We start from the raw sequence: 14034 nt of genomic DNA, 5'->3' as shown, positions 1-14034 counted from the left end.
TCCTCAGTTGGTGTCGGACTCGCCGGCACGGGCCATCCGCATCTGCGTGAAGGTCACCGCGACGAGCATGAGGAACAGGGCGAGCGACATGGTCGCGGCGTAGCCGAAGTCGAACTGGCCGAAAGCCTTGTCGTAGATGTACATCTGCAGCACCAGCGAGGCGTCCGCCGGACCGCCCTTGGTGCTGACCTGGACGATGTCGAAGACCTGGGTCGAGCCGATCACGTTGAGGATCACGACCATCACCAGGATCGGCCGCAGCAGCGGCAGCGTCAGCGACCGGAACATCTGCCACTCCGACGCGCCGTCGATCCGGCCGGCCTCGTAGATGGTCGCGGGGATCGTCTGCAGACCGGCGAAGATGAGAACGGCGTTGTAGCCCATGGTCTTCCAGACGTTGAGCGCGGCCAGCGTCGGCACCGCCCAGGCGTCCGACCCGAAGAACATGACCGGCTCGCCGGTGACCCAGGTGATCAGCTGGTTCACGATGCCGAGCTGCGGGTCGAGCATCCACGTCCACACCAGCGCCGTGACGACGCCGGAGATGAGGAACGGCAGGATCATCAGCCCGCGGACCGTCGTGTTGACCCCCAGCCGGTGCAACACGACGGCGGTGATCAGCGAGACGCCGACGCCCAGCACCACCGACAGCACGACGAAGTAGGCCGTGACGCCGAGAGAGTGCCAGAACCTGTTGTCGTTGACGAGTTCCCTGATGTTCTCCAGGCCCGTCCACACCGGTGGGCTGAGGATGTGGAACTCGGTGAAGCTCAGGTAGACGCCGCGCAGCATCGGGTAGGCGAAGAACACGCCGAACCCGAGCAGGGCGGGCGCGACGAGCAGCCACGCGACCCACGTGTCGTTGCGGCGGGAGGCGGGGCCTTTGCGCCTGCGTGCAGGCGGAGGCGCCGTGGCGACAGGTCCACGCACGACCTGGGCGCTTGAGTCCTGCATGGTTGTCACCACGGCACCTCCTGGTCCTAGATGCGGATGCTGTCGACGTCGAACACGGAGTCGTCCGGGTTGCCGATCCGGATGGTGTTGTTGCCCTTCAACAGGTAGATGGGCACGGTGACCTTCTGCGGTGTGTTCCAGTCGTCGTCGTTCGAGCCGGCGACGGGCAGCTTGAAGCTGGTGCCGTTCACCGTGACGATGCCGGTCCTGCTGGCGTCAGCGGAGATGTAGGCCAGTTCGACGAGGTATGTGCCCTCGCGCGGGGCGACGACCGTCGGCATCGTGATGTTGCCGCTCCCGCCGATGTAGCCGACCTTGCTGCCACCCGAGCACGCGCAGCCGTAGACGGTCGCGCCGCCGCCGGGGCTGCCCTTCTCCGCCTCGTACGTCACGCTTTCCTGCGGTGTCACGAAGCTGACGGGCTTCGAGCGGGCGCCGTTCTGCACGACGGTGAACTCGTAGGACGTCGCCGGGGTGAGGCCGGTGACGGTCGCCTTGGTGTCCGTGGTCGTGGCGACCTTCTTGTTGCCCGCGTAGACGTCGTAACGGACGCCGGACTTTCCGTACCACTTCAGCGAAACGCTGTTCGGCGTGGCCGCGGTGCCCTGCACGACACCGGGAGCGACCGAGCCGCGCGGGTTGATCGTGAACAGCTTCGACCCGTGCACGGGCAGGTCTTCCGTGATGGAGCCGGACTTCTGGCCGACGTCCTTCTTGGCCCACACGTCGCGGACCTTCGCGTTGCCCTGGATGCCGAGCTGACCGAAGTCGGCCGTCACCTGCGCGGGCCTGGAGCCGAGGTTGAACAGCGCCACGGTGTAGCTGCCGTCGCGGTTGCGGGCGTACCAGACCTGCTGGTCCGACGACTGGTCCACGGGCCTGGCCGGGACGCCGGCCTGGTTGATCGCGATGACCTCGTTGTTGGTCAGCAGCTCGTAGCCGTAGTCGTCGATCTTGGTGAGGTCGTCGCCGATGTAGAGCGGCGAGGACGAGATCGACCACAGCGTCATGTAGCTCTGCCGCTCGGCCTCGGTGAGGCCGTCCATCTGGCCGTTGCCGACGGCGAGGCTGTCGAGGTTGTTCCAGTGGCCGGGGCCGGCGTCGTCGATCCACTGCACGACGTCGTTCCACCGCTGCTTCACCGACTGGTTCCAGGTGACGAGGGTGTCGCAGTAGCACTCGACGTCGGTGTCGACGCGCCAGCCGTTGGTGTTGGCCTTCCACACGTCGGCGTGGCGATGGCTCAGCGCCCACGAGATGAGGAACTCGATCGGGCGTCCGGTGCTCTTGAGCGCGGAGTTCCACGCCTTCACGTCGGTCGTGTTGTCGTAGCGCTCACCGCCGCGGAAGCTGCCGGGACCGACGCCGTCGAGCTTGAGGAAGTCGACGCCCCAGCCCGCGAGCACCTGTGCGATCGAGTCGATGTACTTCTGCGAGCACGGGTTCGCGAAGTCCATCTTGTAGGCCATGTCCCACCCGTTGGTCTTGCGCAGGTCCGGGTAGACGATGTCCTTGGTGGTGCAGCCGGGCGCGTTGTAGATCGGCGTCTTGCCGTCGTTGTAGGCCTTGAGGTCCAGGCCGACCGCGAGGTAGGAGCCGAACTTCATGCCCTTGCCGTGGATGTAGTCGCCGAGCCACTTGAAGCCGCGCGGGAACTTCTTCGCGTCCACCACCGGCCGCCCGTACTCGTCGAACGAGCCGAGCCAGCCCGCGTCGACGTTCACGTGGTCGTAGCCGGCCTTCTTGAACTTGGCCGCCAGCACGTCCGCCTGGGCCAGCACGTTCTTCTCGTTGAGCCAGCTGGCGGGACCGTCCGGGTTCACGCCGGGGTAGTTGGTCGCCTGCAACGTCCAGCTGCTCCAGCCCATGTACGGCTTCTCGGCCTTGGCCGCGGTCTGCTGTTGTACCTGGGGTGCTTGGGCCTGGGCTGCGGGGACCGCGACCAACGACGCGAGCAGGCCGGCAACGACACCTAACGCTCTCAAGACCACTCCTTTGTGATTTCCGGCGGTGACTTCAGGCGACCCGGAGGTCTTCCATCGCGTCGCGGTCCCAGTCGATTCCGAGACCTGGCGTGTCAGGGGCGAGCGCGTGCCCGTTGCGGACGGTCATCTCGCTCTTCGTGATCCCGCGCAGCTGCGGGATGTGCTCGACGAACTTCCCGTTGGGCAGCGCGGCCGCGAGGCTGACGTGCAGCTCCATCAGGAAGTGCGGGCAGACGTCGGCGTTGAACGCCTCCGCGAGGTGCGCGACCTTGAGGAACGGCGTGATGCCACCGATCCGTGCCGCGTCCACCTGGATGATCGAGGCGGCACCGCGTTCGAGGTACTCGCGGAACTGCGCCACGGAGTACAGCGACTCCCCCACCGCGATCGGGATGCTGGTGGCCTTCGCCAGGCGTTCGTGACCGCTCACGTCGTCCGCCGGCAGCGGTTCTTCGAGCCAGGTCAGGTTGACGTCGCGGAACGCGTCGGCCCTGCGGATCGCCTCAGCGCCGGTCATCGACTGGTTGGCGTCGACCATGATCGCGAACCGCTCGCCGACCGCCGCCCGGACGGCTTCGAGGCGCTCGACGTCCTCGGTGAGATCGGGCTTGCCGACCTTCATCTTGATGCCCTGCCAGCCCTGCGCGGCCGTCTCCTTGGCGCCCGCGACGAGCTCCTCAGTGCTCAGATGCAGCCAGCCGCCCTCGGTGTCGTACAGCGGGACCTCCTGGCGGAAGCCGCCTGCCAGGCGCCACAAGGGTTCTTGAGCTCGCAGGCAGCGCAGGTCCCACAGCGCGGTGTCCACGGCGGCCAGCGCCAGCGAGGTGATCGCGCCGACCGTGGTGGACCGCGTGTACGCGAACAGGTCGTGCCAGACGTGCTCGATCCGGCGAGCGTCGACGCCTTCGAGACGAGGCAGCAGGTGGTCCTTCAGGAGTGCGAGGACCGAGCTGCCGCCCGTGCCGATCGTGTAGGCGTACCCGAGCCCGGTGAGCCCGTCGTCGGTCTCGACCTCGACGAAGACGGTCTCCTGCTTGATGAACTGCTGGACCGCGTCGGTGCGCAGAGTCTCCACCGGAACGTCGACCTGGAACGCCTCGGCTCGTCGGACCTTTGCCACGCCAACTCCTCGGATCTCTGATCCTATAGGATATTTGACGGGGATTGAACGCTGGCGTTACGAGCATGTCAACCGTCGTTTGGCCACGGTCTCACGCAGGTGAGAGCGTTTTCAACGGGTTCGGGCAGCCGGATCTAGTTCCGGTCCTCCGATGTTTGCAGCTCACAGCCGCACCACACCGATCACCAGGGATGTGTCGGTGTGTTTAAAAGTGAGTGATTCTGTCTGGTTGTCAGACCAACTCGACAGCGCGCTTCAGCCGCTCCAGCGTCGCCTCGATGTTGCGCTGGTTCGTCACAGCGCGGTCCTTCACCCCGGTCGCCAGCTGCGTGATCGGCACGTACCAGCCGGGCCGGCGATCCCACGTGGACTCGGTGACCCGGCAGCCTTCCGGCGTCGCCTCGATGTCGTACTGCCAGCGCGACACGGCCATGCCGAGCGACTTCACCTCGAACGCGAACCGGGTCGGCGAGCAGTCGGTCACCGTCGAGGTCGTCGGCCACATCCGCCAGCCGCGCTTGTTGAGGCCGCGGAACCGCGCGCCGACCCGAGGCCCGGCCGCGTTCAGCCACTTGCCGCCCGTGTACTCCTCGGCGCACCCGCTGAGCCCGCGAAGGTCGCTGACCAGTTCGAACACCCGCTGCGGCGAGGCGGCGACATCGATGTGCGCGGAGGCGTCCGGCGTCATGCCGCTGAACTTACTACCGGTAGGTAACCGGCCGCTAGAGCGTCCGGATCGGTTCACCCGCGAGGAACGCGTGGATGTCCTCCACGGCCTCGGTGAAGTAGGTGCGGTAGTTCCCCTCGGTGACGTACCCGACGTGCGGCGTCGCGAGGACGTTCGGCATCCCCCGCAGTTCGTCGGTCAACGGCAGCGGCTCGACCTCGAACACGTCCAGGCCCGCGCCGGCGATCCGCTTCTCCCGCAACGCGTCCAGCAACGCCCCGGCGTCGACGATCGGCGCGCGGGAGGTGTTGATCAGGAACGCCGACGGCTTCAGGCACGCCAGCGCCGCCGCGTCGACCAGCCCGCGGGTGCGGTCGCTCAGCACCAGGTGGACGGACGCGAAGTCGCTCTGCCCCAACAGGTCGTGCAGGCCACCAGCGAGCCGGACGCCCTCGGACTCGACGCGTTCGGCGGTGAGGTTGGGGCTCCACGCCACGACGTCCATGCCGAACGCCTTGCCGACGCGCGCGACGGCCTTGCCCAGGTGACCGAAGCCGAGCAGACCCAAGGTGCGCCCGGACAGGTCGGTGCCGACGGTGCTCTGCCAGGGGCCGCCGGCGTGGAAGGCCGCGTTCTCGACGACCAGGTGGCGAGCGAGGCCGAGGATCAACGCCCAGGTCAGCTCGGTCGGCGGGGTCTTGGCGCTGCCGGTGCCGCAGACCGTCACCCCGTGCTCGCGAGCGGCGTCCAGGTCGATCGCGGCGTTGCGCATGCCGCTGGTGATCAGCAGCTTCAGGCGAGGCAGCCGGGCGAACAGGGCCGCGTCGAACGGGGTCCGCTCGCGCATGATCACGACGCACTCGGCCTCGGCCAGCTCGGCGGCCGGGTCGGGCAGGTGGTCGCGCAGCACCGTCACGTCGAGGCCGGACCAGTCCGCGTTCGCCAGCGCCACGCCCTGGTAGTCGTCGAGCACCACACACCGCATGGGCTGATCATGTCAGAGTGGTCGGATGGGAGCCTTCCACCTGGCACAGGCCAACATCTCGACCGGGCGGTGGGCGTTCGACCACTGGAGGATGCGCGGGTTCGTGAGCCGGGTCGAGGCGATCAACGACCTGGCGCAGCAGGCTCCCGGCTTCGTTTGGCGGCCGACGTCCGAGCGGATGATGGACGACCTGAGCCGGTTGGGACGCGATCCGATGCTGGAGGCCTACAACCTCAGCGTGTGGGAGTCGGTCGAAGCTTTGTGGGCGTACGCGTTCAGCGGCGTGCACCTCGAAGCCGTCAAGCGCAGCAAGCAGTGGTTCGAACCGGAGAGCGCGCTCGACGTGATGTGGTGGATCCCCGCCGGTCATCGCCCCACGACCGAGGAAGGCCTCGCCAAGCTGGACCTGGTGAAGCAGAACGGACCGACGCAGGAGGGCTTCACGTTCCGGAAGCGGTTCCCGCCAGCGCACCCCGGACGATGATCTCGACCAGTGGCCGGGGATCGATCGCCTCGCCCCGCGCGAACTGCTGCAGGAACAGGCCCTGCACACACGCCCCGAGCGTGTCCGAGGCCGCCAGCGGGTCGCGCGCGCCGAGACCGGCGAGGGCCGGTACCAGCATCGACGCCATCGTGGCCCGGCCCCGCAGCAACGCCTGCCGCACCTGGGGATTGGTCGCGGCCTCCACCCACAGCACCATGCGGGCGGTGACCGTGACGGCGTTCGGGCCCGTCATGAACTCGTAGAGCCGGCACAACTCGTCGACCAGTTCCTCGGGTGACGCCGGCGTGAGCGTCGCCTCGATCTGCGGAACCTCCTTCCGCACCATCCAGTCCACGACGCCGTCGAGCAGCGCGGCACGGCTGCGGAAGTAGTTGGACGTGGAACCCTTCGGCAGGTCGGCGCGGTCGTCCACGCGGGCGTGGGTGAGGCCCCGCAGGCCTTCGGTGCCCAGGAGCTCGACGGCGGCGGCGAGAGCGCGGTCCCGGTTCGACATCACCGCGACACTATAAACGTAGTGACCAGACACTACGAACGTAGTACCGTCGATCCATGACCGCGACCATCGCCCTGATCGCCTGGATCGCCAACACCGCGATCGGCTTCGCACTGCTGCTGCGCCTGCTCCGAGCACGAAGACGGATACCGGCCCTCGCCTACTACCACCTCGCCACCTCGTTGATCGGGCTCGGCATCTGGATCGCCTTCGTGGCAACGGGTTCGGCGCTGCTGGCGTGGGCCGGGTTCGCCGTACTGACGCTGCACCTCACCCTCGGGGACACCCTGATGGTGAAGGGCTGGCGCAGGAGCAACCCCGACGCGCGGGGCATCGTCTACTTCCGGGCGACGATGTCCCTGCTGAAGAGGCCGCTCCCGCTGGCGCACGCCTGGCTCTCGCCACTGGCCTGGTTCCCGGCCTTCGCCGCCGCGGTGATCAGCAGTTAGGACGCGTGGACTTCCCGGCGAAGCGGTCACCCAGCCACAGCAGCGCGTTCGAACCCCACGCGCTGACGGCGGTGACGTGCCCGAGCAACGGCAGCGGCGTCCACTGCACGTCCGCGCCGAGGGAGCACCACTGCGAGCGCAGCTTCTGCCCGACGGCGAACGGGATCAGCTCGTCCAGCGTGCCGTGGTAGAGGTACACGGGCGCGGCCGGCTTGACCGAGCCGAGCGTGTTCTCCTTCAACCGCTTCTGCCACAACGGGTTCTGGATGACGTCCGGCGTCGTCGTGAGCGAGTTGAGGCGCGTGAACGGTGCCACCAAAGCGATCTCGGCGACGCACGACTCGCGGATCTTGTCGATGACCTGCTTGCCGCGCGCGTTGAGCAACGACGCCAACGGCAGTTCGGGGTAGGCCGCGGCGTACCCCGCGGCCGCCGCGAACACCAGTCCCGAACCGGCGTTGCCGTCGTTGAACTTCGCGACCGCGTTCAGGTCGGCAGGCACCCCGCCGGCGGCGACACCCACGACGTTCAGCGAAGGCGCGTAGGACTTCCACTGCTCCGCGGCGGCCGACGCGGCCTGACCACCCTGCGAGTACCCGAAAACGCCGACCGGCGCGTCAGCGGACAGCCCGGGGACACCACTCGCGGCACGGGCGACGTCGAGCAGCGCCCTTCCTTCCGAACGCGACACCGCGTAGGTGTGATCCCCTGGCGTGCCAAGGCCTTCGTAGTCGGTCACCGCGACCGCCCAGCCGTTGAGCATCGCCTGCGCGAGGAACGCGATCTCGACCTCGGTGCCGTTCTGCAACTGCCGCGACGGCGCACACTGGTCGCCCATGCCCTGCGTGCCCATCGCGTACGCGACGATCGGCCGCGGACCGTTGTTCCACGGCAGCGGCGACACGAGCACCATCCCGGACACCACGGTGCCCTCGCCCGTCGCGGACGTCGAGCGGTACCGGATGTCGTAGGCCTTCACCGGCGCGGGCAGGAGTCTCAACGGCTCCGGGTGCCACGCCACCTCCCGGCTGCTGACCAGCTCCCCCGGCGCGGCCGCCGTTGCGGGCGTGACCAGGGTGAACAAGAGGAGGACGGCGGCGAGCACGGCACGGAGCTGCATCGTTGGACCCCTTTGTGGTAACCGGCGTTACCGCAATGTAGGGCCGAACGCCGCAACAGGACAATAGTCCGTTCGGCTTCATGGATTCACACGAGGCCTTGAGCGAACGAGAAAACGCGGTCGGGGTCGTACTTCCGCGCCACCTCGCGAAGCCGGGTCAACGACGAGCCGTAGTACGCGTTCGCCCAGTCCGGCATCTGCGGATCGAGGTAGTTGACGTACCCGCCGGCGCCGAACATCTTGCCGAGCTCATCGCGCGCCACACCCATGGCGCGCCGCGCGTTCGCCTCCCCTGCGCCCAGGGTCAGCTCGACCTGGATGCTCGCCAGCGCATTCCGGTGCGGGAAGGCGGAGGCCGGCCCACGACCGACCGCGCCGCCCAGCGCGTCGATCATGTTGTACGAGTTCGGGGTGTTCTTGAAGATGTCGGCGAGCTTCTGCGGATCGGCGATCGGCTTCGTCAGCATCCGCGACGTCGCCACGTAACTGCCGCGCGACTGCGAGCCGCCGCCACCATTCCAACTCGGGCGGCACGAACCGTCGTTGACCTTGCACCACGCGAACCGTTCCATCGCGGCGAGGAAGGTCTGCTCCTGCTCACGCCGTGAGGTCGGCTGCGAGCCGACGCGACGGACCAGGTCGTCCAGCAACGGCTTCAGGTTCACCGGCATGCCGACGAAACAGCCACCGACCTCGACGTACGGGTTCGCCCCGCTGCCCACGCCCACCGTCGAGGTGAGTGCGTCCGGCGCTTTGCCCTGCCAGTCCGGCCACACGCTGAGCAGCGAGGCCAATGCCGCCGACGGGAAGCCGAGGGTGAACGTCGTGAGGTTGCGCGCCGGTTCGGTGCGGAACACGAACGACGTGACGATGCCGAAGTTGCCGCCACCCCCGCCGCGCAACGCCCAGAACAGGTCGGTGTGCTCCGCGGCCGAGACCGTGCGGTGCACGCCGTCGGGGGTCACGATCCGCGCACTGACCAACCGGTCGCAGGTGAGGCCGAACTGGCGGGCGGTCACGCCGATGCCGCCGCCCAGCGTCAGCCCGGAGATGCCGACGGTCGCGCACGTGCCGGCCGGCATCATCCGGCCGGCGTTCGCCAGCGCGACGTACAGGTCCATCAGCAACACGCCCGCGCCGACCTCGACCGTCCCGTCGGCGCGGACGTCGATCCGGTTCAGGCCACGCACGTCGACCACCAAAGCGCCGTCCGCCGTGGAGTAGCCGGGATAGCTGTGGCCGCCGCAGCGCGCGGTGATCCGGGTGCGCTCAGCGCGGGCGATCTCCACGCAGCGCTGGACGTCCGCCGGTGACACGACACGGGCGATCGCGCTGGGACGTTGAGTGTCGTACTGCGTGAAGTAGCCGAGCTTCGCGTCTCCGTAGGCGGCGTCGCCGGGCCTGATCAGCTGAACGTCCATGGTGGACTTGCCGGCCAACGCCGACACAGCTCCCAAAACGGCCGTGTGCAGAAGTGCCCTGCGACGCAACATTCCACGAACGTAGGAGTCGGACAAACCAGGGCACAACGGATCAAGCGACCGGTCAAAATCCCGGCTAGGGGTTCACAGCCAGGAACAGGAACGCCGCCAGCAGCACCAGGTGCACGCCACCCTGCAGGCGAGTCGCACGGCCCGGCACCACGGTGAGAACGCTGACCAGAACCGTGAGCAGCAGCAGAATCATCTGCGTCGACCCGAGGCCGAGCATCAGCGGCCCGTCCAGCCAGATGGTCGCGAGCGCGATGGTCGGGATCGTCAGGCCGATGCTCGCGATCGCCGAGCCGTAGCCGAGGTTGATGCTGGTCTGGATCCGGTCGCGCAACGCGGCGCGGGCGGCGGCGATCGTCTCGGGCAGCAGCACCAGCAGGGCGATGACGACGCCGACGAACGACTGCGGGAACCCCGCGGCGCGCACGCCGGCCTCGATCGCGGGCGACTCGATCTTCGCGAGGCCGACCACGGCGATCAGCGCGACGAGCAGGAAGCCGAGGGAGAGCAACGCGGCCTTGCCGGACGGCGCCTCGGCGTGTTCGTCGGCCTCGATGACGCCGTCCTCGTCGACGGGCAGGAAGAAGTCGCGGTGCCGGACGGTCTGGGTGAAGACGAACATCGCGTACAGGCCGAGGGAGGCGATCGCGGCGAACGCGAGCTGCGGGCCGGAGAACTCGGGGCCGGGCGTGGTCGTGGTGAACGTCGGCAGCACCAGCGTGAGCGTGGCGAGCGTCATCACCGTGGCGAGCGCGCCGCCGCTGCCTTCGGCGTTGAACAGGATCGTGTGGTGCTTCATCGCCCCGAGCAGCAGCGCGATGCCGATGATGCCGTTCGTGGTGATCATGACCGCGGCGAACACCGTGTCCCGTGCCAGCGAGGACGCCTCGGGCCCGCCGGACACCATCAGCGTGACGATCAGCGCCACCTCGATGATCGTCACCGCGACCGCGAGGACCAGCGACCCGAACGGCTCCCCCACCCTGAGTGCGACGACCTCGGCGTGGTGCACGGCGGCGAGCACGGTCGCGGCGAGGACCAACGCGACGAGCGCGACCAGCACGCCCCCGAGGTCACGGCCCCAGGTCACGGCGAGCAGGAGCAAGCCGAGCACGGGGGTGATGGTCGTCCAGTGCAGCAGTGGGAAGCGCGGGGCGGCGGCCATGATCCAACCCTCGCATACCAGGCGGGCCGTCCGCCATTCGGCGCAGACCCCATTCCGGACGCAACAAAATGTGGAGCGGAGCGCCCCTGCCGCGCCCCGCTCCACATTTTATTTCGATGCCGTGTTCGATCCCTAGAAATCGAAGAGGGCACCGGTGTGCGCCAGCATGACGCACGAGTTCGGGTAGGTGTGAACCTCGCTCACGGGCTCACCGCGCCAGAAACCGAACATGGAGACCTCGACGGGCGCGTAGTGGAACGTGCACGCCCTGTCGTCCGCCTGCATGGTTCCCAGGTCGGTGCCTGCCGAGGCCAGCGTCGCGCAGGCGAGGGCCCTGCGCGGGTGCTGGTCACCTCGTTCGCAGGTCAGCACGGTCGCCTTGAAGACGCTGTCGTCGAACTCCGAGTACTGGACGGACAGGAACAGCGCGGTACCACCCCGAGAAGAAGATGGGGACTGTGCGGCCGGAGCGGCCTGCGCGGTGCCGGTGAAGACGAAAAGTGAAGCGAACAGAGCGACGATCGCAAGAATGCGGCCGGACATGAAAGCGGTCCTCCTGAGACCTCATTAAAACGGGCCGGTTCTCGGCCGAGGCAGATGTTGCCATCATGTTTCGTCGTCGCGAAAGGGGCCAGCACCTGTTCACCGATCACATTTCCACGCTCCACCAAAAGCGTGATTGGGCCGAACGGATGTGGCGCTCGCCACGTTCACCGAGACGCAGCTGCCGACGGACTGTTACGGGTTGCTGACAGACGAGGTTGCGCTCGGACGTATTATTCGAATCATGTCCAAGACCTCCAGACGCGTCGTGTTCGGCGTGCTCCTGATCGTCACACTCGTGGTTTCCACCGGCGGCGCGCTGGGTTACCTGGGCAGATTGACGCTCGTGTTCGACCGCCATCCCGGAAAACCGCTCGCGATTGTCGAGGAAGTGCCCGGACCACCGGACGGGCCGAACTGCTCGATCGACGCCCGCTACTTCGACGAGGACCCGCGAGGCCTGCGCCCGGAGGTGCTCAAGGCATGGCTGGCGCTGCGCGCCAAGGCCTCTGAGCAGGGCGTGAAGCTCTGCCTGAACGACGGCAAGCGCAGCCGCGGGCAACAGCAGGCCGAGTTCGACGAGGCGGTGAAGAAGTTCGGCACCGCGGAACTCGCCTCGAAGTACGTGCTGAACCCGCCGGACCGTTCGATGCACGTGATCGGATTCGCCGTCGACATTCAGCCGATCGAATCCGCGAAATGGGTCGAGAAAAACGGCAACAGCCTCGGCTGGTGCCGTCGTTACGAAAACGAGCAGTGGCATTTCGAGTACAACGCCGGCTACCCCACCGGGGGTTGCCCCGCCCTGATCCCCAGCGCGACGGGCAGCTGACCCCCGCGCAAAGGTCTAGACGCCTGGGGTGCGCGGAAGGTTGCGCCGACGTAATCTGACAAGCCCAGTTACCAGATTGGAGCACCCCCCGGTGGCCCGTGCCTACGGCGGCATTTCACCCGAGCAGCGCAAGGCCGAGCGCCGGGCGAAGCTGCTTCAGGCAGGCCTCCAGCTCTTCACCAGCGCGGGCTTCGCGGCCACCAGGATCTCCGAGCTGTGCACCGAGGCCGGCGTCTCGACGCGCAACTTCTACGAGGAGTTCGCCTCGAAGGAGGACCTGCTGCGCGACCTGCACGACCTGATCAACGCCACGGCGTTCGCCCAGGTCCGCACGGCGCTCAGCGAGCTGGAGAGCACCGACGTGGCCGTCCGGATCACGACGCTGCTGGACGTGTTCGTGCGCAGCGTCACGGCCGATCCCCGTGCACCGCGCCTCAACTACGTCGAGGCCGTGGGCGTGAACGCCGAGATCGAGCAGCAGCACGTGCGCTGGGTGAACACGTGGGCGGAGTTCATCGAGTCCGAGGCGCTGCATGCGGCGGCCACGGGCGTCGCACCACAGCGGTCGTACCGGCTCACCGCAATCGCGCTGGTGGGGGCCATCACGGGGCTGCTGCGGGAGTGGCAGGCGCACCAGCCGCCGCTCGCGGTCGACGAGATCGCCGCGGAGATCCGTGAGCTGATGCTGGCGGCCATCACTCGCCCGTGAGGGTGTTCCAGCACGAAACGGCCGCACGCTCGCCGCGAGGCTCGTACGGTGCCCGCATGGTCGAGCTTCCGGCACCGCTGGCGCAACTCGCGGCCGACCGCGGCCTCGGGCCGTGCGACCACCGGTTCCGCCGGCGCGTGACCCTCTTCACCGTGCTGGGACTGGTCGCGGCGGCCGCGGTCGTCTTCCTCCTGCTGACGCTCACCGCGGCACCCCTGTTCATCCTCGCGCTGCCGGTCCTGGTCGCCCTGCTGTTGCTGCAACGCCGCCGCGGCGCCGGTCTGTACCTGTTCGACGGCGGGTTCGTCGTGGCGAGCGGCTGGACGGCACCACGGGTCGTGACGTGGGAAGAGGCCCAGGGCTCCACGGTCAGGCTGGACGGCACCTACGAGGACTTCCAGCGGGCGGCGACCATCATCCAGACGCGCACTGCCCGCAAGCCGCGCTGAACCGGTGGGGCACCTCTGTCCGTAACCACCCATGTGAGCCGATTCGCCGTTCTCGCGCTGTTGGTGTGCCTTGGGGCCTGTTCCGCGCAGCCGGAAGAGGAGACAGCCTCGCCGGCCGAACTGGAGGCCGCTGCCGGTCCGGTGGCGGGGCCCGCCAAGGTGTTGCCGGGCGACATCGCGAAACTGCAGGTCGAGGAGTCGCCCGCGGTCGGCGCAGTCGTCGCCGACCGCGAGCACAACACCCTCTACTTCAGCACCCAGGACGGCCCGTCGAAGTCGGCCTGCCTCGAACCCGAGTGCACGCTCGTGTGGCCGCCGCTGCTGGCCGCGGGCGGCCAGATCGAGGCGCCGGGCCTCGACCAGGCGCTGCTCGGCACCACGAAGCGCCCGGACGGCCTGGAGCAGGTCACGATCGCCGGCAAGCCGGTGTACCGCTACGTCGACGACGAGGGTGCCGGCGACACGACCGGGCACGGCGTGGACGACCGCTGGTTCGCCATCTCCCCCACCGGCACGAAGGCCGCCCGCTAGCACCCGAAATTTCGGCGTCCGCCGCAACAGCGGCCTG

Annotated in this window: 16 protein-coding genes; 6 read left to right on the top strand and 10 right to left on the bottom strand. The window is 68.2% G+C overall.

The features are described 5' to 3' along the window. Positions 1 to 3 precede the first annotated feature (3 nt). The 5 genes from ACIQF0_RS08445 to ACIQF0_RS08425 all read right to left on the bottom strand — a co-directional run bounded on the left by ACIQF0_RS08445 (position 4) and on the right by ACIQF0_RS08425 (position 5711). Positions 4 to 954 (bottom strand): carbohydrate ABC transporter permease, encoded by a 951-nt coding sequence (locus ACIQF0_RS08445; protein WP_401026138.1) that lies wholly within the window; start codon positions 952 to 954, stop codon positions 4 to 6. A 26-nt stretch (positions 955 to 980) separates the two neighbouring features. Then, the gene (locus tag ACIQF0_RS08440) at positions 981 to 2939 is read right to left on the bottom strand and encodes an alpha-galactosidase D (RefSeq protein WP_401026135.1); all 1959 of its coding nucleotides are present in this window, start codon (positions 2937 to 2939) and stop codon (positions 981 to 983) included. 31 nt (positions 2940 to 2970) lie between these two features. Further along, positions 2971 to 4059, bottom strand: a complete 1089-nt coding sequence (locus ACIQF0_RS08435) for a mandelate racemase/muconate lactonizing enzyme family protein (RefSeq protein ID WP_401026133.1) — start codon at positions 4057 to 4059, stop codon at positions 2971 to 2973. Between the two features lie 232 nt (positions 4060 to 4291). After that, positions 4292 to 4747 (bottom strand): SRPBCC family protein, encoded by a 456-nt coding sequence (locus tag ACIQF0_RS08430; protein WP_401026131.1) that lies wholly within the window; start codon positions 4745 to 4747, stop codon positions 4292 to 4294. A 34-nt stretch (positions 4748 to 4781) separates the two neighbouring features. Further along, complete coding sequence (locus tag ACIQF0_RS08425; protein WP_401026128.1) at positions 4782 to 5711, bottom strand: D-2-hydroxyacid dehydrogenase family protein; 930 nt, start codon at positions 5709 to 5711, stop codon at positions 4782 to 4784. A gap of 25 nt (positions 5712 to 5736) precedes the next feature. On the opposite strand from ACIQF0_RS08425, the gene ACIQF0_RS08420 reads away from it, so the two are divergent. After that, positions 5737 to 6195, top strand: a complete 459-nt coding sequence (locus tag ACIQF0_RS08420; protein WP_401026126.1) for a DUF3291 domain-containing protein — start codon at positions 5737 to 5739, stop codon at positions 6193 to 6195. Here the strand turns inward: ACIQF0_RS08420 and ACIQF0_RS08415 are convergent. Further along, positions 6152 to 6709 carry a TetR/AcrR family transcriptional regulator gene (locus ACIQF0_RS08415; protein ID WP_401026123.1) on the bottom strand — a complete coding sequence of 186 codons (558 nt, stop codon included), beginning with the start codon at positions 6707 to 6709 and terminating at the stop codon, positions 6152 to 6154. The genes ACIQF0_RS08420 and ACIQF0_RS08415 overlap by 44 nt on opposite strands. Before the next feature lie 56 nt (positions 6710 to 6765). Here ACIQF0_RS08415 and ACIQF0_RS08410 point away from each other — a divergent pair, with 56 nt between their 5' ends. Then, entirely contained in the window at positions 6766 to 7158 is a 393-nt protein-coding gene (locus tag ACIQF0_RS08410) for a hypothetical protein (protein ID WP_401026120.1), read from the top strand. Here ACIQF0_RS08410 and ACIQF0_RS08405 read toward each other — a convergent pair. The 4 genes from ACIQF0_RS08405 to ACIQF0_RS08390 all read right to left on the bottom strand — a co-directional run bounded on the left by ACIQF0_RS08405 (position 7148) and on the right by ACIQF0_RS08390 (position 11476). Next, positions 7148 to 8278 (bottom strand): lipase family protein, encoded by a 1131-nt coding sequence (locus ACIQF0_RS08405; protein WP_401026117.1) that lies wholly within the window; start codon positions 8276 to 8278, stop codon positions 7148 to 7150. The genes ACIQF0_RS08410 and ACIQF0_RS08405 overlap by 11 nt on opposite strands. An 86-nt stretch (positions 8279 to 8364) precedes the next feature. Beyond that, entirely contained in the window at positions 8365 to 9771 is a 1407-nt protein-coding gene (locus ACIQF0_RS08400; protein ID WP_401026115.1) for an FAD-binding oxidoreductase, read from the bottom strand. 64 nt (positions 9772 to 9835) lie between these two features. Then, positions 9836 to 10933 (bottom strand): calcium:proton antiporter, encoded by a 1098-nt coding sequence (locus ACIQF0_RS08395; RefSeq protein ID WP_401026112.1) that lies wholly within the window; start codon positions 10931 to 10933, stop codon positions 9836 to 9838. A 132-nt stretch (positions 10934 to 11065) separates the two neighbouring features. Continuing rightward, positions 11066 to 11476 (bottom strand): SSI family serine proteinase inhibitor, encoded by a 411-nt coding sequence (locus ACIQF0_RS08390; protein ID WP_401026109.1) that lies wholly within the window; start codon positions 11474 to 11476, stop codon positions 11066 to 11068. A gap of 244 nt (positions 11477 to 11720) precedes the next feature. Between ACIQF0_RS08390 and ACIQF0_RS08385 the strand changes: the two genes are divergently transcribed. From ACIQF0_RS08385 to ACIQF0_RS08370, 4 genes are all read left to right on the top strand, one after another. Further along, positions 11721 to 12308 (top strand): D-alanyl-D-alanine carboxypeptidase family protein, encoded by a 588-nt coding sequence (locus ACIQF0_RS08385; RefSeq protein WP_401026106.1) that lies wholly within the window; start codon positions 11721 to 11723, stop codon positions 12306 to 12308. 91 nt (positions 12309 to 12399) lie between these two features. Next, a complete protein-coding gene (locus ACIQF0_RS08380; RefSeq protein ID WP_401026103.1) occupies positions 12400 to 13017 on the top strand; it encodes a TetR/AcrR family transcriptional regulator in 618 nt (205 codons plus the stop codon). Positions 13018 to 13073: 56 nt separating this feature from the next. Next, complete coding sequence (locus ACIQF0_RS08375) at positions 13074 to 13466, top strand: hypothetical protein (RefSeq protein ID WP_360029696.1); 393 nt, start codon at positions 13074 to 13076, stop codon at positions 13464 to 13466. 33 nt (positions 13467 to 13499) lie between these two features. Next, positions 13500 to 13997 carry a hypothetical protein gene (locus ACIQF0_RS08370; RefSeq protein ID WP_401026101.1) on the top strand — a complete coding sequence of 166 codons (498 nt, stop codon included), beginning with the start codon at positions 13500 to 13502 and terminating at the stop codon, positions 13995 to 13997. Positions 13998 to 14034: the final 37 nt, after the last annotated feature.

Source organism: Lentzea sp. NPDC092896, from assembly GCF_044754905.1.
Lineage (GTDB): Bacteria > Actinomycetota > Actinomycetes > Mycobacteriales > Pseudonocardiaceae > Lentzea.
The sequence above is the reverse complement of the archived record's forward strand: the minus strand, read 5'-3'. Positions and strand labels throughout refer to the sequence as shown.